General features: G+C 64.9%; 18 protein-coding genes and 2 pseudogenes. 11 read left to right on the forward strand and 9 right to left on the reverse strand.

Annotated elements, in window-relative coordinates:
* Nucleotides 1-10: 10 nt before the first annotated feature.
* Entirely contained in the window at nucleotides 11-931 is a 921-nt protein-coding gene (locus C6A87_RS28820) for an LLM class F420-dependent oxidoreductase (protein ID WP_311115356.1), read from the reverse strand.
* 459 nt (nucleotides 932-1,390) lie between these two features.
* Here C6A87_RS28820 and C6A87_RS28825 point away from each other — a divergent pair, with 459 nt between their 5' ends.
* Nucleotides 1,391-2,293 (forward strand): NADP-dependent oxidoreductase, encoded by a 903-nt coding sequence (locus tag C6A87_RS28825; RefSeq protein WP_396836954.1) that lies wholly within the window; start codon nucleotides 1,391-1,393, stop codon nucleotides 2,291-2,293.
* An 85-nt stretch (nucleotides 2,294-2,378) separates the two neighbouring features.
* On the opposite strand, the gene C6A87_RS28830 is transcribed toward C6A87_RS28825, so the two are convergent.
* Nucleotides 2,379-2,804, reverse strand: coding sequence for a nitroreductase/quinone reductase family protein (locus C6A87_RS28830; RefSeq protein ID WP_311115358.1), 426 nt, complete (start codon nucleotides 2,802-2,804; stop codon nucleotides 2,379-2,381).
* Nucleotides 2,805-3,253: 449 nt separating this feature from the next.
* On the opposite strand from C6A87_RS28830, the gene C6A87_RS28835 reads away from it, so the two are divergent.
* The 3 genes from C6A87_RS28835 to C6A87_RS28845 are packed head-to-tail and all read left to right on the forward strand — an operon-like array spanning nucleotide 3,254 to nucleotide 4,517.
* The gene (locus tag C6A87_RS28835; RefSeq protein WP_311115359.1) at nucleotides 3,254-3,925 is read left to right on the forward strand and encodes an IclR family transcriptional regulator C-terminal domain-containing protein; all 672 of its coding nucleotides are present in this window, start codon (nucleotides 3,254-3,256) and stop codon (nucleotides 3,923-3,925) included.
* Nucleotides 3,922-4,194, forward strand: coding sequence for a hypothetical protein (locus C6A87_RS28840; RefSeq protein WP_311115360.1), 273 nt, complete (start codon nucleotides 3,922-3,924; stop codon nucleotides 4,192-4,194). Before C6A87_RS28835 ends, C6A87_RS28840 begins: the two co-directional genes overlap by 4 nt.
* A 47-nt stretch (nucleotides 4,195-4,241) precedes the next feature.
* Nucleotides 4,242-4,517: an alcohol dehydrogenase gene (locus tag C6A87_RS28845; protein ID WP_311118124.1), complete on the forward strand. Its 276-nt coding sequence runs from the start codon at nucleotides 4,242-4,244 to the stop codon at nucleotides 4,515-4,517.
* On the opposite strand, the gene C6A87_RS28850 is transcribed toward C6A87_RS28845, so the two are convergent.
* Nucleotides 4,504-6,252 carry a hypothetical protein gene (locus C6A87_RS28850; RefSeq protein ID WP_311115361.1) on the reverse strand — a complete coding sequence of 583 codons (1,749 nt, stop codon included), beginning with the start codon at nucleotides 6,250-6,252 and terminating at the stop codon, nucleotides 4,504-4,506. The two genes, C6A87_RS28845 and C6A87_RS28850, sit on opposite strands and share 14 nt — an antisense overlap.
* 214 nt (nucleotides 6,253-6,466) lie before the next feature.
* On the opposite strand from C6A87_RS28850, the gene C6A87_RS28855 reads away from it, so the two are divergent.
* Both C6A87_RS28855 and C6A87_RS28860 read left to right on the forward strand, forming a co-directional pair.
* On the forward strand, nucleotides 6,467-6,886 hold the full coding sequence (locus C6A87_RS28855) for a DUF4174 domain-containing protein (RefSeq protein ID WP_311118125.1): 420 nt from the start codon (nucleotides 6,467-6,469) through the stop codon (nucleotides 6,884-6,886).
* A gap of 4 nt (nucleotides 6,887-6,890) precedes the next feature.
* Nucleotides 6,891-7,577, forward strand: a complete 687-nt coding sequence (locus C6A87_RS28860; protein ID WP_311115362.1) for a CIA30 family protein — start codon at nucleotides 6,891-6,893, stop codon at nucleotides 7,575-7,577.
* 258 nt (nucleotides 7,578-7,835) lie between these two features.
* On the opposite strand, the gene C6A87_RS28865 is transcribed toward C6A87_RS28860, so the two are convergent.
* Nucleotides 7,836-8,513: a DUF2306 domain-containing protein gene (locus C6A87_RS28865; protein ID WP_311115363.1), complete on the reverse strand. Its 678-nt coding sequence runs from the start codon at nucleotides 8,511-8,513 to the stop codon at nucleotides 7,836-7,838.
* Nucleotides 8,514-8,754: 241 nt separating this feature from the next.
* Between C6A87_RS28865 and C6A87_RS28870 the strand changes: the two genes are divergently transcribed.
* The 4 genes and pseudogenes from C6A87_RS28870 to C6A87_RS29255 all read left to right on the forward strand — a co-directional run.
* Entirely contained in the window at nucleotides 8,755-9,408 is a 654-nt protein-coding gene (locus C6A87_RS28870; protein ID WP_311115364.1) for a TetR/AcrR family transcriptional regulator, read from the forward strand.
* Between the two features lie 334 nt (nucleotides 9,409-9,742).
* Nucleotides 9,743-10,831 (forward strand): NADH:flavin oxidoreductase, encoded by a 1,089-nt coding sequence (locus tag C6A87_RS28875; protein ID WP_396836956.1) that lies wholly within the window; start codon nucleotides 9,743-9,745, stop codon nucleotides 10,829-10,831.
* A 523-nt stretch (nucleotides 10,832-11,354) separates the two neighbouring features.
* Nucleotides 11,355-11,468, forward strand: a pseudogene (locus tag C6A87_RS28880) (hypothetical protein); the annotation flags it as partial.
* 47 nt (nucleotides 11,469-11,515) lie between these two features.
* A pseudogene (locus C6A87_RS29255) lies at nucleotides 11,516-11,791 on the forward strand (alpha/beta fold hydrolase); the annotation flags it as partial.
* A gap of 572 nt (nucleotides 11,792-12,363) precedes the next feature.
* On the opposite strand, the gene C6A87_RS28890 reads toward C6A87_RS29255, so the two are convergent.
* Complete coding sequence (locus C6A87_RS28890; protein WP_311118126.1) at nucleotides 12,364-13,179, reverse strand: LLM class F420-dependent oxidoreductase; 816 nt, start codon at nucleotides 13,177-13,179, stop codon at nucleotides 12,364-12,366.
* 216 nt (nucleotides 13,180-13,395) lie between these two features.
* Between C6A87_RS28890 and C6A87_RS28895 the strand changes: the two genes are divergently transcribed.
* Nucleotides 13,396-14,253 (forward strand): LysR family transcriptional regulator, encoded by an 858-nt coding sequence (locus C6A87_RS28895; RefSeq protein ID WP_396836957.1) that lies wholly within the window; start codon nucleotides 13,396-13,398, stop codon nucleotides 14,251-14,253.
* 460 nt (nucleotides 14,254-14,713) lie between these two features.
* Here C6A87_RS28895 and dnaB read toward each other — a convergent pair whose 3' ends face one another.
* The 4 genes from dnaB to C6A87_RS28915 form a co-directional block, all read right to left on the reverse strand.
* Entirely contained in the window at nucleotides 14,714-17,059 is a 2,346-nt protein-coding gene (gene dnaB, locus C6A87_RS28900) for a replicative DNA helicase (protein WP_396836958.1), read from the reverse strand.
* A gap of 495 nt (nucleotides 17,060-17,554) precedes the next feature.
* Nucleotides 17,555-18,010 (reverse strand): 50S ribosomal protein L9, encoded by a 456-nt coding sequence (gene rplI / locus C6A87_RS28905; protein ID WP_311115369.1) that lies wholly within the window; start codon nucleotides 18,008-18,010, stop codon nucleotides 17,555-17,557.
* Nucleotides 18,011-18,021: 11 nt separating this feature from the next.
* Nucleotides 18,022-18,288, reverse strand: coding sequence for a 30S ribosomal protein S18 (gene rpsR / locus C6A87_RS28910; protein WP_003931676.1), 267 nt, complete (start codon nucleotides 18,286-18,288; stop codon nucleotides 18,022-18,024).
* A 36-nt stretch (nucleotides 18,289-18,324) separates the two neighbouring features.
* Nucleotides 18,325-18,834, reverse strand: coding sequence for a single-stranded DNA-binding protein (locus C6A87_RS28915; RefSeq protein ID WP_003931677.1), 510 nt, complete (start codon nucleotides 18,832-18,834; stop codon nucleotides 18,325-18,327).
* Between the last annotated feature and the right edge of the window lie 10 nt (nucleotides 18,835-18,844).

An 18,844-nucleotide genomic window follows, 5' to 3' on the forward strand; every position in this document is an offset into this window, starting at 1 on the left:
CGCCGTCGGCCTAGTGTGCGGTCAGCTGACTCAGCGCCTCCCCCACCTTCGTGACGAGACCGGGCGTGTAGCCGTGAGTCGGCATGTTGATGATTACGCCGTCGACTCCGACGTCGAACACGCGTCGCTGGATCTCCTCGGCGACTTGTTGGGGCGTGCCGTGGACAGCGCGACCGCCGGTAGCTTCCTCCATGTCAACCGAGGGTTCGCCGTCGATCACCACGGTCAGGAAGCCACTGGTTTCCAATGTCGCTGGGTCACGCCCGATTTCGGCACACCTCTGCTTGAGCACGCGCAGCTTGGCCGGGAGCTCGTCCATGGGGGCGATGATGTTGAGATGGTCCGCGTACTGGGCTGCCAGCCGGAAAGTCTTCTTCTCGCCACTACCACCGAGCATCACCGGAATGTGGTCGCGGTAACGGGGCTCGTTGATGGCGCTCTCGGTGTGGTACCACTTGCCCTCGAAGGTCGGTCGCTCTCCGTGGATCATCGGAATCATGATCTGCAGAGCTTCTTCCAGCTTCTCGAAGCGCTCCGTGAACGTTCCGAATTCGTACCCGAGCTGTTGATGCTCCAGCTCGAACCACCCCGCTCCGACACCCAAGAGTGTGCGCCCGCGGTTGATCACATCCAGTGTGGTGATCTCTTTGGCAAGCAGGGTGGGGTTCCGGTAGGTATTCCCGGTGACCAAGGTCGCCAACTGGATGCGGTCGGTGACAGCGCTCAACGCGCCCAAAGTCGTGTACGCCTCCAGTATTGGTTCGTCCGGTGCGCCCAACCCCGGCAGCTGGTAGAAGTGGTCCATCAGGAAGACGGTGTCGAATCCGGCAGCTTCGGCCTCCTGCACCTGAGACTTCACCGCGGAGAACAGCTCGGCCACGGGCAGGCCATAGGAGAAGTACGGAATCTGTAGTCCAAGTCTCATGGTCACGGCTAGCACGAACAGAACACAGGGCAGGTCTATTCCCGCCGGCACACGCCAACCGGTCTCGGCGCCCGATTGCAGATGGGGCGGGGTTCACCACCGCTGATACCCCACGACGCCGGTGCCCTGAGGCTCAACCACCTCGGGCTGACGGTCGCCGACGTCTTCGCAGCCATCGACTGGTATGGCCGCGACGGCGCGGTCTCCGGCCTGCGGTGCATCATCGGGCCCCGATTGTTGGTACCGGCACGCCACGGTGAACCGTGTGCGGGACTCGGCCACAGCACCACACCGGAAGGTCGCGCGACGTGCCGATAAGACAAGGCAATTGCGGACACTCACTGCTGATCACGGCCCCGGACGCTGACGGCTGACCGTGCGCCGCGCAAGCGGGGCACACATCGCATCAGGCGTACGCTCGAATTCGAAGCAAGTATGCCGTCGCGTACGAAGATTGGAGTTCTTATGCGGGCCGCCCGCTTTCACCGTTACGGAGACCCCGACGTGCTGGTCGTCGAGGAGGCGCCCGAACCTCACGCCGCGGCGAACTCGGTTCGCATCAAGGTAAGAGCGGCAAGTGTGAACCCCATCGATTACCTGCTGCGTGCCGGCGCCATCCGAGACGTCTTTCCCCTCGAGTTACCTGCGATACCGGGACGTGACGCCGCCGGAGTCGTCGACGAGGTGGGCAGCGCCGTCATGAACGCGGCCGTGGGAGACGTCGTTTTCGGGCTCGGGGGCGTCAGTGACACCACGGCAGAGTTCGCGGTGCTGACGGCCTGGACCGCCGTCCCGGCCAACTGGTCCACCGAGGAGGCGGCCGCCGCCGGACTTGCATCCGCTACCGCGGCACGGGCTATCGACGCGCTGGGGAATCTGAGTGGTAGCACACTCCTGGTCGAGGGCGCCTCGGGTGCCGTGGGAAGTGCCGCAGTCGCTTTCGCGCTCGACGCCGGGGCCCGGGTGATCGGTACCGCCCGACCCGCCAACCATCAGTACCTGATTGACCTCGGGGTGATGGCGACGACCTATGGCCCGGGGCTGGTCGAACGTGTCGACGCACTGGCACCGGACGGTGTCGATGCCGCACTGCACGCTGCGCCGTCCGCGTCGTTGCCGGACCTCGTGGAGATCGTCGGTGACGCTTCCCGGGTGGTGACCGTCATCGACCAGGAAGGAGCCGCGCGGTTGGGCGTTCGCAAGGTGGACGCCGCGAACGATTCCGCCCTCCTCGCACGCGCGGCCGAGCTTGGTCAGCGCGGCCGGTACACTCCCCGCGTCGACCGCGTTCTGCCACTCGCGTCCATCCGGGAGGCTCATGAGTTGGCCGAGAGCGGCGCCGGCAAGATTGTGATCACTCTGCCGTGATCGGCGACGCGTCTTATCGAGGGATCGGCTGTCCTGCGCCGATAGTGGCGAAAGCCGCGTCGACCGGCGAGCCGCGTATCCTCGGCTACTCCTTGGGCTTCAGCTCGAACACCGGAATGATGCGGCCGTCCGCTTTCTCCTGGAACCCGGCAATATGCGGTATCTCACGCAGAAGCTTCTGCCACAACTGGTTTCGTTCGACCTCGGGCAACTCTCTGGCTGTCACATCGTAAGTGACCACCTCGGTTCCGGTGCCGATGTCCACCGATGCTTGCGGCTGCGCCCGTAGATTGTGCACCCACGCTGGGGTTTTCAGGTTTCCCCCATCTGCGCCGATGACATACCAGCTGTCTTCGAAATCGAACCTGTACAACGGATTTAGTCTCTGCTTACCCGACTTCGCGCCCTTCGTGTGCAGAAGCAGGCCTGGCATCCCGGCGAACAAGCCGGTCTTGATGGCTCCGCCGTTCGCTCGGTACTGCTGAACCACATCGGCGTTGATGGCAGCCATCTGCCCATCGCCAGTCTCGCTGAGCCGACTGACTTCCGTAGCGGCGGCCCCTAGACCCCACGCACCACCGACTGGACCGCTCTCATCATCCATAACGTCGCCTTCGCGTCCACGATTCATTGTCAAAATTCACAAACGCAAAGCCGGAGAAACTATTCCAGTTCGGTCGGATACTAAATATCCGGGGAACAGTGAATAGCCCGTCGGCACGTCGATGCGTCGCGTGAGTTGTCGACATCATTGCCTTACGACGGCGGTAATGACTACGTCCTCGAGTGCCTGCAGAATGCGGAACGCATTCGAGGGCTACGTGCACCATCTCGGGCGGTCCGGCTACCGGACGGCCAGTCGAGCGTTGGCGCTGCCGACTGTCATCGGTCCACGACCGGCCATGCTGCGCGTGATGCACCCGATCGTCGCCCGGCTGGCGGCCGTCAGCGGTGGCGGCCGTGGTGCACCTGCGGGCGGGACACTTGCTGGTGCTGGTGCTGGGCGTGCCGGCGCGCTCAGGGCCGCTGCTCGACCCGGCCGGCGTTCTCGGAGAGCGCTCACCGCTGGCCGCCGGGGCCAGCGGCCGGATCATCCTCGCCTATCTACCCGAGACGGAGCTGGCCGGCGTCGCCCTCGACGGTGTGACGCCCCAGCAGCTCACCGCTATTCGCGAACGGGGGTATGAAACGTCCTACGGCGAGAACCATCCGGGCATCAACGGCGTCTCAGTACCCCTGCTGGCCGCGCACGCCGATCCGACGATTCCACCAATCGTGTTGGGCTCCATGACCATCGCCGGGACGTCGGAGCGACTGCCGCCTCAGGCTGTCTCGCGCCTGGTGCGACCGCTGCTGGGCGCCTGTCGAGATCTCAGTCCGCGACTGGCCGCACTGCTGGGCCCCAATCCGGGCGCCACGATCGAAGCTCTCGGTCTCGAGCGACCTCCTGGAATGCCGCCCGTTCGCCGAGGTCTCTCGTCAACGACGGCGCTGATGGGCGGCCTGCGGGTTCTGGGAGGTCTAGCGTGGGCGGAATGGGTTTGTTCAGTCACGAGGAGTTCCGGGACCCGGCCGACGGCGTTGGCGGCTCTAGCGGAGGGGCTATCGAGCGAGCTCGGGCTGCTGAGGTGAGCGAGTACGGGGTGGATGAACCTGTGGTGGTGGGGCCGGGGCCGGCGCCTGAGGATGGTTCGTGCGGACAGTTCGCTGTGCAGTTTCACGTGTCTACGTCAATGCTGGTCGGGCTGAACCGTATTGCGAGAATGCGTGGGGTGAGCGTACCGGAGGTATGCCGGCAGGTGATCGGCGTGTTTGTTGCCCAGCAGGAGGGTGAGCTGGGTGCATTGCTTGCTGCCGAGGCCGAGGCCGCTGATTATCGGCCGAGCTTGGGTCAGGCGTAGTCGCGTACTGCGCGGGATCCCAGGAGTCCCTCGGTCTGGCCGCGTCGATCCTTGCGACCGAGGGCGCCCTCTCGCAGGTGGGCTTGATGGGCACCAAGGTGGAACTTCCGCTGTTGCCCTTCGTCAGCGGTGAGCGATCCTACTTCGGTTCGTTCTGGGGAAACCGCAACGATCTAGAGGAGGTACTCACCCTCGCCGGTGAAGGGAAGATCAAACACAACGTGGTGACAACGAAACTCGACGACATCAACGACATCAACGACATCCTCGACGCACTGGGACGCGGCGACATCGTCGGGCGCGCTGTCGTCATGTTCGACTGATGCCGACCGGGAGACCCAGCTGCAAGGCCGTCGACCGCCGCGACACCAGAGACGTCACCGACGTGGGCCGAAACGCGGTTCGCGCCACAGCGACCCGTGCGCCGATGACCGCCCCGGTGGCGAGCCCCTTCGGAGTCGCGACCGACAGCGACTGCCCGGGCTCGTCGTAGATGCCTGCGCAGCCCTCGCCCGCGCACACACCCGTCGACGAATCGATCCGGCCCGCGAAGATGTCGTTGATCCACCCGGCGATGAGAGTCTGTGCGGCCGACTTGTTCTGCTCGGTCGGAAACCCCTGGTTGAGATAGGAGATGAGCTGGATCGCCCAGCTTCCGCCCTGCATCGAGTCGAGATGCTGCCCGTTGTCGAGAACCACCCCGTTGAAATGCCCGGGCCGGTGTTCGTTGAGAGCCGCGTCGACCCGGCGCGGCGTGCCGTCCTTCCTGGGTGCACCGAGTTCGATCACCGGAACGTAGGTGCCGAGACTCTCCAGCTTGTCGAGGGCATCGGCCAGCACCGACCCCGGCGGCGCGCCGTCGAGCGTGACGATCCCGGCCAGCCTGTTGACCGCGCCACTAGCCGCGACCGCCTCGGCGTAGTAGCCGGCCGCGCCGGCGGCGACCCCCGCTCCCAGCGAATGGCCGACCAGGGTGAACCGCTGCGGCAATGGGGCGTCGGTACCGTACTTTCGGGCGAAGCCGGCGGCCACCGCGCTGGCCGTGAGCGCGTCGCGATCCCCGAGGAGAAGGTCGGCGGTGGCGCGGTGCACCTGGTCGTCGCCAAGCCAGAAGCCGTCGCGCACATAGGGGTTCGACGACAGCGTCGGGACCACGACGATGCTGTTGGTGCGCTCGGCCAGCCAGGCTGCGGTCTTGCTGTACATGGCGCCGACGCCGCGGAAGCCGTGCTGCAGGTAGATGAGCCGCTCCGGCAGTTCGGTCGCGTCGGGGTAGTACCAGTGCGCGCTGACGAAGCGCCCTTCGGTGATCTCCAGCCTGGAGGTGCGCACCGTGACGTTGACGCCTGCCGGAACCACCGGCGGACCGGCGACGAACCGGATGGCTGCCCCGATGATCTCGGTCACCAGGGATTGCAGTACCTCCTGCAGCGTCCGCGGGGGTGACGCGGTCAGTGCAGCCGAGGTATTGACTGTTGCGGACACACGTTGGGCGACAACCTGGTTGACCTCCGACGGAGTCGTGGCAGGCGGGCCCGACGGAGGACTCTGCTCCTCGGGGACTGCGGTATCCTCCGCCGGTTGCGGGCCGGGTGAAGCGGGGGCGTCGAGCTGGTCGTCCTTCAGCTCGATGGCTGTGTCGTCGACGGGCGGCGCATCATTGGAAGTTGATTCGGTCGCTTCTTCGCTGTCAGCCGCGGGCGTAGCGCCGGAGTCGTCAGAACCGGAGCCCCGCTCGGGGAGCTCGACGTCCGGCTCCATGCTCTCCTCGGACGCGTCGTCGACCTCCGCGTCGTCGACCTCTGCGTCGCCCGCCTCCTCGGCCTCGGCGTCTTTGGTGTCAGCGGCTTTGGTGTCGGATTCTTTGGTGTCGGCATCGTTGGTTTCGCTCGGCGCCTCCGCGCTATCGCGCTCAGCACCGGTGTCGGACGCACCTGCGGTGGCGCCCGCCGTCCCGGAGCCGGTATCGGCTGTTGCGGTGTCGGCCCCGGCGATCAACGCGGCAGACACGCCCGCCGCGACCACGCCTGCACCCATCCACGCTGACAGCTGAGCCATAGAACTCCCCAACCTTCGATATTGACGACCACGTTGCTGCAGTCGCGCTCAAGGTAAGGCAGGACCGCGCCCCGAGTAGACAGTTTTAGGAATCTGGTCATCTTTGTGTCACGGTGCGAGCCGGCCTGGACGCCGGCATCGGTGAGTAAGCTCGAGAAGCACTATGGGGGCCACACTCAGCGTCCGGCGATCGGCATTCATGCTGGTTGTGTTCATGGCCGGCGTTGCGCTCGGATCAGCGACCGCTGCGGCTGCCGGACTCGATGACTATCGCTGGGAACGTCGCCCCCTACTGGTGTTCGCACCGACGGACACTGATCCACGCCTGACGGAGACGCTGAGCCGAATCGAGGCGAGCCGATGTGACTTCGTCAGTCGTGACATGGTGCTCGGCCAGGTGGTCACCGAGGGCACCAGCATGCTCGACGGTCACGTGATCGACGCCGAGGAATCTCCACGGCTCGCGGACCGATTCGGGATCGACGGGAACGACTTCGCCGTGCTGTTGATCGGAAAAGACGGCGGCGAGAAACTGCGCGTCACCGACGTACCGGATCTGCGCACTGTCTATGCCGTGATCGATGGCATGCCCATGCGAAGCCGAGAGATGGCCGCCGAACCGAGTGGGTGTTGAGAGAATGCGCCAAGGCCACCCGTCACAGCGCTGGCTCGCCGGCATCGCCGTCGCCTGCTCGGCACTGCTCGTCGTGTCGTGCGGAGGCGCCGAGCAACCCGCCAACGCCGAGGAGACGACGAACGCGCCCGAGACTCCTGGCTCGTCCGCCCCGGCAGTCGTATCGGAAGGGACCGACGTCGTTCTCGTCGCCCTCGATGATCCCGGCAAGGTGGCCACCTGGACGACGGTCAACGACCCAGTCATGGGCGGCGTGTCCACCTCGAAGGTCACGTTCGGAAACGGTGGGCTCGTGTTCTCGGGCAACATCTCGCTGGAGAACAACGGCGGATTCGCCTCGGCCCGCAGCCCGCAGGACCCCGGACTCGGGCGACTGGCCGCAGGCGCGACGTCGCTGCGCGTGCGCGGACAGGGTGACGGCAAGACCTATGTCTTCGAGGCGGGCATCGAAGGGCAGCCGTGGTCCTACATCCAGCGCTTCACCACCGAGGCCGGCGTCCAGCGCACATATGAACTGCCCATCGCGGTCTTCCAGCCGGTCGGCATGCGCCTTGATCCCGCACCCGATGCGCCGCCGACACTGGACCCTTCGCTCATCGACCAGGTATCGGTCTACATCCTCGACAAACAGCAGGGCCCGTTCGAGCTCACGATCAGCGGAATCGACGCCACCCTCGGCGGTCAGTCCTGATGAGTCGCCACGACCACTTTGTTCCTTCTTGCGAGCGAGGCGGGAAGCGTTGACCCCGAAGGACGTTGGGCTCATTTCGGCCGACGGGTTCAAGGCCTTCGTCGAGAGGAGCTGGCGCTCTTAGCAGTGGTGCACCGCTTTGTCCGTCTTGGTGATTCGGAACATGCGCATACCCAGTCCTGCGGCTGCGATGACGGCCTTGTGAACCTTCATGACGAGAACCCTGGGCAAAGGATGCCGCTCACCGCTGGACCGACCTTATAGCCAAGACATGATTGGAGCACCGGTTCGAGGTTGCGGTGCCGTGCGGATCAGCGACGGAAGACCTCGCCGCCGGATAATGACTTCGGCGATCACGATGTTCGGTAGCCAACACAGGAAGGCCACCGGTGCATAGGCATTGGCGGCCACCACCGCCTCGTCAAGCCCAAACGGTTGTTGCACGACGGTGAGGACGATCAGCCACAGACGCAGGGTCGGCGCTGCGTAGGTGAGGGCGAAGCTGCGGATCATCCACGCCTGATGCTCGGCGAAGTCCCGATCACGGGCGCTTCGATAGCCGCGGTAGGTGGCCCATATCCACAGAATCGCCAACGTGCCGAACCCGAAGAACCCAACGAACGCCACCGAACTGAAGAAGGCCATCACGAACGCCGACGCACCGCCCACCACGACCGCGACGACGTAGGTCCGTCCGATCCACCGGTGGACCCGTCGATACCGCCGAATTTTGCCAGAGAACTGAAACCCACCAATCAACAGCGCCAGGGCCGCGAACAGGATGTGCAGGTAGAAGGCAACCTGGACTATCCCGGGGCGAGTGGCGTAGGTGCCGGCGAGGCCGGTGTCGGTCTGAGCAAGCGAATCCAGGGTCCCGTTCACGTATTGGCTGGGGAAGAACACCGCCACGGCCACCGACGTCAGCAGCAGCGCCAACCACGGGACGCTTCGACGTGCACGGCGGCGCGGTGTGATGGCCGAAGCTGCGCCAGTAGCCATGGCATGGTCCCCCGATGAGGCTGTGGTTCGTGCGGTCGCGCGGCCTGCGTGTGGCGACCCAGACACGAGTGTCGTTGCGGTAAGTAAACAGATGTAAGTACACATTCGTCAATAGATCGGAGTACCGAGTGGTTGAAGGGCTTATGCTCGAAACCGCTCAACGAGAGGGAAGGGTCGCATGGCGACGCGTCAACGCAACGCCCGAGGTGAGGGCGGCAGACTGCGTGATGATCTGCTTGCCGGCGCCCAGCGCATCCTGGAACGCACCGGCAGCGAAGACGACGTGACCTTGCGCGCGGTGGCCCGAGAGGTTGGGGTGTCCGCGCCATCCATCTATGCGCATTTCCCGGACGGGAAGGCCATTGTCGACGCCCTGGTGCAACAGACGTTCGAGGAGTTATCGGCGGTCCTGCGACAGGCCTGGGACGACTCGCCGCCCACCGGGCGCCTCCACGCCGTCTGTTTGGCATACATCCGGTTCGGCCTGGATCGACCGGAGCGATATCTCACGCTCTTCGAGCGTCGTAGAAGCCTGGCGCGGACGGCACAGCTCGCGAGCGCCGGACATGGCCTCATGTACCCGAACGGCGCCGAAGCGTTCGGCATCCTCGTCGACGCGATCGACGAATCCGGCGTAGACAGCGACAGCCCCGCCGAAGAGGACGCCGCACTCCTGTGGGCGTCCCTGCATGGTTACGTGACACTGCGTTCGAGTACGCCCGGGTTCCAATGGTTCGCCGACGAGGAACACGTCTGCGAGGCCCTGATCAGACGAGCCACCTCGTGCCGTCGCCAACGACACGAAGGCGCGTCCGGGGACCGCCAGCCTTGAGGGACATGTGGAAGGCGTCAATTCGTTCACAGCGATGCAACACCGCGAGACACGATCGGTCTAGAGTCTTCCTCGACGAATGAGGTTGCATGGGAACAGAAGTCGCGTGGCATCACCAACCGGGGTCCCACGGCAGGGCTACCGGTGTAACCAGAATCCCCGACGTTCATCAGTCCAGCCTCGGGCAGGCCTGCTCGCCAGTATGGCCCGAAACCGGTGATGGCGCAGCGCCTAGATCAGTGGGCAATGACAGGAAATACCGCTGGGGAAGAACTCGACGTGTTTGCAGGACGGAATAAAACAGGCGCGCAATGTGTTTCGTCCGTTCGTGGCAATGGATGACTTCTTCACACCATTCTCCGTCCGCTCACTGACTATGCCGAATCGGTTCGCCATGGCGCCGATGACTCGCGAGGCGTCGCCCGGTGGCATCCCCGGGGCCGACGTCGCTGAGTATTATCGACGACGCGCAGCAGGCGGGGTGGGGCTCATCATCACCGAAGGTGTTCGGTTGCCCGACCCAGCCGCAGGTTACCCATCCAACATTCCGACGCTGGCGGGCGACGACGTGCTCGCCGGCTGGGGCCGCCTCATCGACGCCGTTCACACAGAGGGTGGCACCGTCGCCGTACAACTGTGGCATCAGGGTGTGCAACGCGATGAAGCCGACGGGGTGGTGCCGGTGGGCCCGTCGGGAGTCGACGCGTTTGGCGCACCAAAGGGCCGGGCGCTGGCGACCGACGAGCTTCCGCAGCTTGCCCAGCTCTACGCCGATAGCGCTGCGACGGCGCGCGAGATCGGTTTCGACGCTGTGGAACTGAACAGTTGCCATGGATACCTGTTGGATCAGTTCCTCTGGGAGAGAGCCAATCTCCGCAGCGATAGATATGGGGGGTCACTGGCCGCGCGGACGCGTTTCCCGGCAGAGGTGGTGGCGGCGGTGCGCGGCGCAGTCGGCCCGGACTACCCGATCATCTTCCGGTTCTCACAGTGGAAGATCACCGATTACACCGGGTCGATCGCCGACAACCCGACACAACTGCAGGAGCTTCTGGCTCCGTTCGTCGAGGCAGGCGTCGATGTCCTGCACCCCTCGATGCGCCGGCACTACACGCCCGCGTTCCCTGACGCAGACCCCGAACGCAGCCTCGCGGGATGGGCGAAGAAAGTGACCGGATTACCGGTCATCACGGTGGGCTCCGTCGGGCTGGAGACGACTTTTCGCAGTGAAGTGCACGGTCAGGTGATCCAGCCCGCTTCGCTCGACCGCTTGGTGAAGCAGTTCGAGGCGGGCGAATTCGACGTCGTAGCGGTCGGGCGTGCGCTGCTCGCCGACCCAGGGTGGGTGCGCCGACTCCGTAACGGTGAGATGGACGCCTTCACCGGCTACGACCCGGCATCGGCGTTGTCGTCCTTGCGCTGACCGGGCGGATACGCGCCGGTTGGCTGACCGAATCGTGCAGACGTGGAACGTTAACCGGCCCGGCCGCGGCTCCGGACGGATCTGCGGGCAGGACGTCACCGCCTTCGGAATCGGTGTCGTCACCCGGGTCGCGCCGAGATCGCCGGCCTGCCGCCGCGGCAAGCGGCGGCACACCGCGGCGGGTTCAGTCAGTCGACCACGCTGATACCGCACCCCCGCCAGATGGCGCTGCGTCGAACGCCGCAGTGTAGAAACGGCTTTCGTCCCGACGACGAGTAAGTCGGCATGGAGATGGCGGGCGACCTCTCCTCCAGCGGCCATACCTTCGTCCGAGGCACGACGACGTGCTGGTCAACCGCATCGGCCGCCACCCACACTGATCCGTCCGAGGCGGCGAAGGCTGCGGCCGGCGACTGGGACATTTCAACTTCTTCGTGCCCGAGCCGCGCAGACTGGTGCGAATGCTCACCGAGCTGTTCGCCTTTCGGGTGCCGAGCTGCCCACTCTAGGATCGACAGTCAGGTTGTCCAACCTAGGAGTACCCATCACCGCGCTTGCCCCGGCCGGCGCCACCATCCCCGCTGTCACCCATCACCGAGCAGACGTCAACGGAACCCAACTGCACTACGTATCCGCTGGCACTACAGGAACCCCGATCCTGCTGGTGCACGGGTGGCCCGAGACATGGTGGGCCTTCGCAAGCTCATCCCATTGTTGTCGGCGACACACCGGGTCTTCGCCGTCGACCTTCGCGGATTCGGGGACTCCAGCGCCGGCGACGGCGCCTACGACGAAGCCACCTCGGCCGAGGACATGCACCACCTGGTCGAGCACCTCGGTGCGGGCCCAGTCCACGTGCTCTGCCAGGACATCAGTGGCGGTCTAGGTTTCCGCTTCGCGGCCACCCACCCCGAGGACGTCCTGAGCTTCACCGCGATCGAGACCACCTTGGCCGGCTTCGGGCTCGAATCCCTGGCAGACGTGAACAACGGCGGCTCTTGGCACGTCGGATTCCTTGGCCCACCAGGCATCCCGGGAATGCTCCTGGCCGGACACGAACGCGAGCTCATAGCCGACTGGGCGTACCCGACGATGACCATCGTGAAGAACGCCATCACCGAAGGCGACATCGACAGGAGGTCCCAAACCTCGACGAACTTGCCGTCTTCCACCTTGTATAGCGTGAACTCTTTGACACTCACCTGTCGACCGCTGGCTTCTCGTCCTCGAAACGTTCCGCGGGCTACCTAGTTCGCGAGACGCTATGCCCTCCTTGCGCTTGAGACTGTGAACGCTGGGCCACGGCGCGCTGTGTAGGCATTGGCCCGGAACACGCTCTGCGCGGCCAGGACCGATCACGCTTCGACTCTCCCGGCAAGGTCGCCGTGGTGCGCCCCCAGTTCATGGTTCACGGTGGTGCCAACGATGCCGGTGGCCACCTCACGGAGAAGGTCATCTCTGCGGCGGCATGCTTCGAGAACAAGATGTCGTGCACCCCGCCCGGGCATCTCCCGCGCGAGGGCGTTGCGCGATCATTGCACCGCTTTGCGCCAAGCGAGCATTTCGTTGAGGACCGAGAAGTCATAGCCCGCATCGGTCGGGTGAATTTCGGTGGTTAACATCGTGGCACCGGCGTCGAGGAAGGCGTCGGCACTGGCGGCGCCTTCCCAGCCCACGGACCGTTCGATGTCGGCGGGTGCGCGGCCAGCGGCGGACGCGAGGTCGTCGAGGCGCGCGCTGGCAACGTGGAAGTTGTCGAGACCAATGTAGGTGTGCCAGATGTCGGCGTGCCGAGCTACCGCGGGCAGCGTCCGCTTGATACCTGATCCACCGATCAGGATAGGAACCTTGCGTACCGGTGCAGGCGTAAGGACCGCCAGGCGCGCCGCGATGCGCTCCAAGCCGGCGTCAAGCAGATCAAAACGCGACTTCAGGGTGCCGAAGTCGTAACCGTAGGTGGTGTAGTCCTTTTCGTACCAGCCGGAACCGACGCCGAGGATCAGTCGGCCGCCGCTGATGTGATCAACAGTGCGGGCCATGTCGGCCAGCAGGTCAGGATTGCGATACGCGATACCGCTGACCAGTAACCCAATCTCGGGGCGGTTGGTAATCTCGGCCCACGTTGCCAACGAGGTCCACCCTTCGAAGTTGTTCACGTCGGGTTGGACCTCGTCGAGCACGGGCATGCCGTCGACGATCTCGCTGAAGGTAGGCCTATGGAAGTGGTCATAACCGAAAATGATGTCGGTTCCGATGTCTTCGGCATGCAGAACCGCGCTGCGCCAGCTCTGGTAATCCGGGGCCCCGCCGGGCCACAGTTGCACTCCGATGCGTATTGGTCGACTCATGTGCAGCTCCATCCACCTGTGGGGGTTGTCGATGATTTGAAGGGCCCGGCCGTGCTCATCTCGGGCGCTGGATCCCCACGGTATGAGCGGCACGACATAGAGGCAAATAGTGGAGACGTATATTCTTCATTGACACTGTCTATGTCACGTCGGAGGTAGATCCGAATGAGCTTGCGTCAATATGAATACGCCCTAGCTGTCGCCGAGGAGGGCTCCATGACGGCGGCAGCAGAGCGTCTGCGAGTCACTCAGCCATCGCTGTCCCAGCAGATCGGCGCCCTGGAGAAGCACCTCGGGGTGCAGCTGTTCACCCGCACCCCGAACGGGGTGACTGTGACGGTAGCCGGCCGGGCCTTCCTGGCTGAGGCGAAGATCGCGACCACTGCATCCCGGCGCGCCATCATGGCCGCCCGCGCCGCTGACGGGGAGCTCGCAGGCGAACTCATCATCGCCGTCCACATGGGCCTGGGAGCACGGCAGCTGCCGCAAGCCTTGGGACAGCTGCGCAACCGGCACCCAAAGTTGCAGGTAACGCTCCACGAGGAGCCCGATCCCGCGGACATGGAACGCCTGCTTCGCCAAGGGGCTCTCGACATGATCCTCGTACACCACGTCCCGGCGGGGTGCCCTTTCGACGTGCACCGACTGGGCGAGGAAGCCTTCGTCGCCGTCGTACCGAAGGGGCACCCGCTTTCCTCCGAGGTAGCCCCCCTGCGCCTGGAGAACCTGGCGTCAGAGGCGTGGATCCGGTACCGGGGCGGTAGCCTGCTCGACGACTACCTCGCCCGCCTACTCGCCAGCGCGGGCCGCAGCCCGCACACGGTAGCCAGAGCGTCACAGATCTCCACCGCGGTGCGTCTCGTCGCGCAAGGCCTCGGCGTGACTGTGGTCCCGGCCTCGGCCGTCCCCGAAGGCTTCGAAGAACTGGCCCGTCCGCTCCAGCCCGCCCTAACCGAGCCCGTCCTCGTCGGCGTGCGGCGCAATCCGGGCCCAGCAGAGACCACCATGCTTGACCACCTAAACCAGCAGAACTGGTGCGGCACAGGCCTACTCTCTCGCTCAGCACTTGTTTGATCATGGCACTCCACGCGCAAGAACAGGACAGTTCCCCTTCGCAGGGCTTCGTGAAGTCAAGCTCCGCATTTGACGGCTCTTCGTGAACGAGAGTGCAGCGCCGCTCAGCGGAACACTGGGCGAAGTGTCGTATCGGTGAGCTGAAGCGGGGCCCCGGTGGGGAGCAGACCACGATCTTCTGATCGCCGGCGGCTCGTGATCCCTGCCCCTTGGCTGCCAGTCTCGCTGATGGGCTCAGCGTTAGCGGTGTCTGTCCATTGGGCACGATCTGCGCCGTCGCTTGACCAGCAATGATTCCACCCCTCTTCAGTAGGGCAGGTTTCCCCGGGTCCCAAATGCTGCTATGCGCCGGTAGAAGACGGAATACTCGCGAATCTCACTTTCATGTCCAATTGGACATCAGGTGGACATTTCACTTGAGAATTGGACATGAAACTTGAGAAGCCACAACAAAGCTTCGCTACTTGGCCATGTTCGAGAACCGCGACAAATGCAGCTGGTGGGCGACGGTGATCGTCCTCGTCGGACCGGCGCGGTGTTTCGCGACAATCAGGTCCGCCTCGCCGCCGCGCGGGTCGTCCGTCTCGAACGCGTCGGGGCGGTGCAGCAGAATGACCATGTCCGCATCCTGCTCAATAGAGCCCGATTCGCGGAGATCGGACAGCATCGGCTTCTTGTCGGTGCGCTGCTCGGGCCCTCGGTTCAGCTGACTCATCGCCACCACCGGCACCTCCAGCTCCTTGGCCAAAAGTTTGATCTGCCTTGAGAACTCGGAGACTTCCTGCTGGCGCGATTCGACCTTCTTGCCGGATGTCATCAGCTGCAGGTAGTCGATCACCACCAGGCGCAGATCCGCCTTCTGCTTCAACCGACGTGCCTTGGCTCGGATCTCCATCATCGTGAGGTTCGGCGAATCGTCGATATACAGAGGGGCCTCGCTGATCTCACTCATCCGCCGGGCCAGCCGCGTCCAGTCGTCGTCGTTCATCCGCCCCGATCGCATGTCGGCGAGCTTGATCTTTGCCTCCGCCGAGAGCAGACGCATGACGATTTCGGTCTTGCTCATCTCGAGCGAGAACACGATGCTCGGCAAGTGGTGCTTGATAGAGCACGACCGCATGAAATCCAGACCCAGTGTCGAGTTGTGCGTCGGAATCATGGACCGACTCGCCAAGTACATGTGATCGTCGTTGTCGACCTCCACACACCGGACCGGGACACTGGCCACGGGCCGGACGTCGACGATGAAGCGCGAATTGGAGCGCACGGAACTCGACGCGCGACGCTCCTTGTGCAGCAGATCTTTTCGATGCAGTCCGAACACGGATTCGGCCGCTGAGAAGTTGAGGATGTACGCCGTCGAGGATGCTTCCGTTCGCCCCTTCACGGCCTTGGCCGCCACCTGACAGCGGTAGCCGAACGACACGACCAGTTCGGCGACATCAGTGGCCAGACGCTGGTTCGTGACGCTGAACTGAACCGTACCTCCGTTGGTCACGGTGCCGTCGGTGTCGAGGAGGCCGGCAAGCAGCGCGCGCCGTTGCGACTCAGAGGCACGCAGGTATTCGGCCGGGATGTGCTTGTTGCCGAAGACCCCGATCGTCCGCAGAGACGCCTCGGACAGATCCACGCCCTCCCCTTCGATCCGCATCAGGATCTCGGGGTCCATCGTGGTGATCTGAGCGGCGCTCGACGTTCCGTCGCCCAGCCACGCACCCAAGGTGTAGGGCGGGACGAGGAGCTCGGCATCGGGCGCTTCGATCGGCGCCGTGTTGACGACGGAATGGTTGAGGCGACGATCGGCGGTCGGACACCGAAGTGTCTCGGCGATGTCGCGCGTCGTCCGGACCTCGGCCGCCGCGCGCGCCTTCCGCCGCGACGCGCGGGTCTCGGTCAGCCACTGGTGTTCGGCGTCGGCGACAATGACGGTCCCGTCGGAGAACTCGACCTCGTAACACGGCCGGTCCACCATCACCTCGGTGGCCGCGACCACCCGGGTGGGCTTGCCGTCCGCACCGATCAACTGATCGCCGACCTCGACGTCGGCCATCGTCGTCCAGCCCGCAGGTGTCGGCAGCGGAGTGTCCAGCGCCAGCGCCTTGCCCATACCGGGCCTGGCTGCCACAACGATCATCTGACCCGGATGCAGCCCGTTGGTCAGCTCGTCGAGATCGGTGAATCCCGTCGGGACACCTTTGGAGACCCCGCCCTCGGACGCGATCGCGTCGATCTCGTCCATCGCCGGCTGGAGGATCTCCTCCAGGATCACGAAATCCTCGGAGGACTTGCGCTCGGTGACGTCGTAGATCTCGGCCTGGGCGCGGTCCACGATCTCGTTGACGTCGGCGCCGTCGGCGCCCGCGTAGCCGTACTGCACGACCCGCGTCCCCGCCTCGACGAGGCGGCGCAGCAGCGACTTCTCGGCGACGATCTCGGCGTAGTACCCGGCGTTGGCCGCCGTCGGCACTGTGGAGATCAGCGTGTGGAGATACGGCGCACCCCCGACCCGGCGCAGCAGTCCGCGCCGGTCGAGCTCTGCGGCGACCGTGACGGCGTCGGCGGGCTCACCGCGCCCGTACAGGTCCAGGATCGCGTCGTAGACGAGTTGGTTGGCCGGCTTGTAGAAGTCGCCCGGCCGGAGCTTCTCCAGGACGTCAGCGACGGCGTCCTTGCTCAGCAGCATCCCGCCCAGCACGGCCTGCTCGGCCGCGGCGTCCTGCGGGGGCTGGCGACCGAAATCCTCGCCGGGCGGCGGCTCCATGTCGGAGCGATCCGCTGGACGACCCCGGTCATCTACGACAGCCACGCAGCGCCTTTCCCCTCGTTGATCGAAGTGTGAACATATGTTCGAAGACCTGTGCCCCCGATGTTAGTTCCCGTCTCCGACAAAGCCCCCGCCTGGGACGCAACCACCCCTGCGGCGCACAACGTTAGACGTTGCTGGAGGGGAATCAAGTCGACCCTGTTGATGACCCTGGGGATGGCGTGTGGATAGATCAGGTCGCTCATGTTGAGGGGCTGGGGAGAACCTGTTAGTAACTGCGTGCGTGAACACCGTTTCTGCAGATGAACGCACGATAGGACCGTCGGGAGGCTGTGGATGGGAAATTGCCCGGCGTGTCGTGTCCGGTTTCCTTCTCGGGCGTGTTGTGTTTCATCGCGGGGCCGAGAAGGTTAACAGCCGGTGAGGTTCGCTGCGATTGATTTGCCGGGAAAAGTTCGCCACGGCACACGACAACGGCCGGGTGAGACCCCGCAGGGTCCTCACCCGGCCGTTTGACGCCGGAGTCGGCCGAGCCGACTAGTTGGCTACGACATTCAGCGACAGCGAAGCGTTCACCTCGGGGTGCAAACGCACGCCCACGGTGTGGGTGCCCGTCGTCTTGATGTGCGCCTTGGGCAGGCTGACGGTCCGCTTGTCGAGGTTCGGTCCGCCGGCCTTCTTGATCGCGGTGACGACGTCGGACGCGGTGACCGAGCCGAACAGCTTGCCGGAGTCACCGGCCGCCTTGACGGCCAGTTCGACGTTGTCCAGCGCCTCGATCGCCTGCTTGAGCTCGTTGGCGTGCTCGAGGCCCTTGACGCTCTTGAGCTCCTGGGCGCGACGGATGTCCTCGGCCTGGCGCTGGGCGCCACGGGTGGCGACGATCGCCAGCCCGCGGGGCAGCAGGTAGTTGCGGCCGTAGCCGTCCTTGACCTCGACGGCGTCACCGGGGGCTCCGAGGTGCTCGACCTCGGCAGTCAGAATCAGTTTCATTGTCGTGGTCCTTATCGCGTCGACGAGCTGAACGGCAGCAGGGCGACCTCGCGGGCGTTCTTGACCGCGATCGCGATATCGCGCTGGTGCTGAACGCAGTTGCCCGTCACCCGGCGCGCACGGATCTTGCCGCGCTCGCTGATGTAGGTACGGAGCAGCTGGGTGTCCTTGTAGTCGATAACCTGGTTCTTGCCCTTCTTCGAGCAGAACACGCACTTGCGAGTCTTGACCGGCTTCTCAGGAGCCGGGCGCCTCTTGGTGGAGGAGGACTTGGCCATGTGTCTTTCTCTTTCTGAAAATCACTGATTGGTATGTCAGAAGGGCGGTTCGTCGTCGGCGCCGCCGAACGAGCCCGATGCGGGCGCACTGCCCCACGGGTCCTCGGCCGGCGCGCTGTTGGCCGCGGGACGCGAGTTACCGCCCCCGCCGCCGCCGAATCCGCCGCCCCCGCCGCCACTGCGGCTGGCTTTGTTGACCTTGGCGGTCGCGTAGCGCAGTGAAGGTCCGATCTCCTCGACCTCGACCTCCATCACGGTGCGCTTCTCGCCTTCACGAGTCTCGAAGGAGCGCTGCTTGAGCCGCCCGGTCACGATGACCCGCGATCCGCGAGTCAAGCTCTCCGCGACATTCTCGGCGGCCTCGCGCCAGATGTTGCACCGCAGGAACAGCGCTTCGCCGTCCTTCCACTCACCGCTCTGGCGGTCGTAGATGCGCGGGGTGGACGCAACCGTGAAGTTGGCCACCGCGGCACCGGAAGGGGTGAAGCGCAGTTCGGGATCTGCCGTCAGGTTTCCGACGACGGTAATGGTGGTGTCACCAGCCACGAGTTCCTCC

This window comes from Mycobacterium sp. ITM-2016-00317, from assembly GCF_002968295.1.
Taxonomy (GTDB): domain Bacteria; phylum Actinomycetota; class Actinomycetes; order Mycobacteriales; family Mycobacteriaceae; genus Mycobacterium.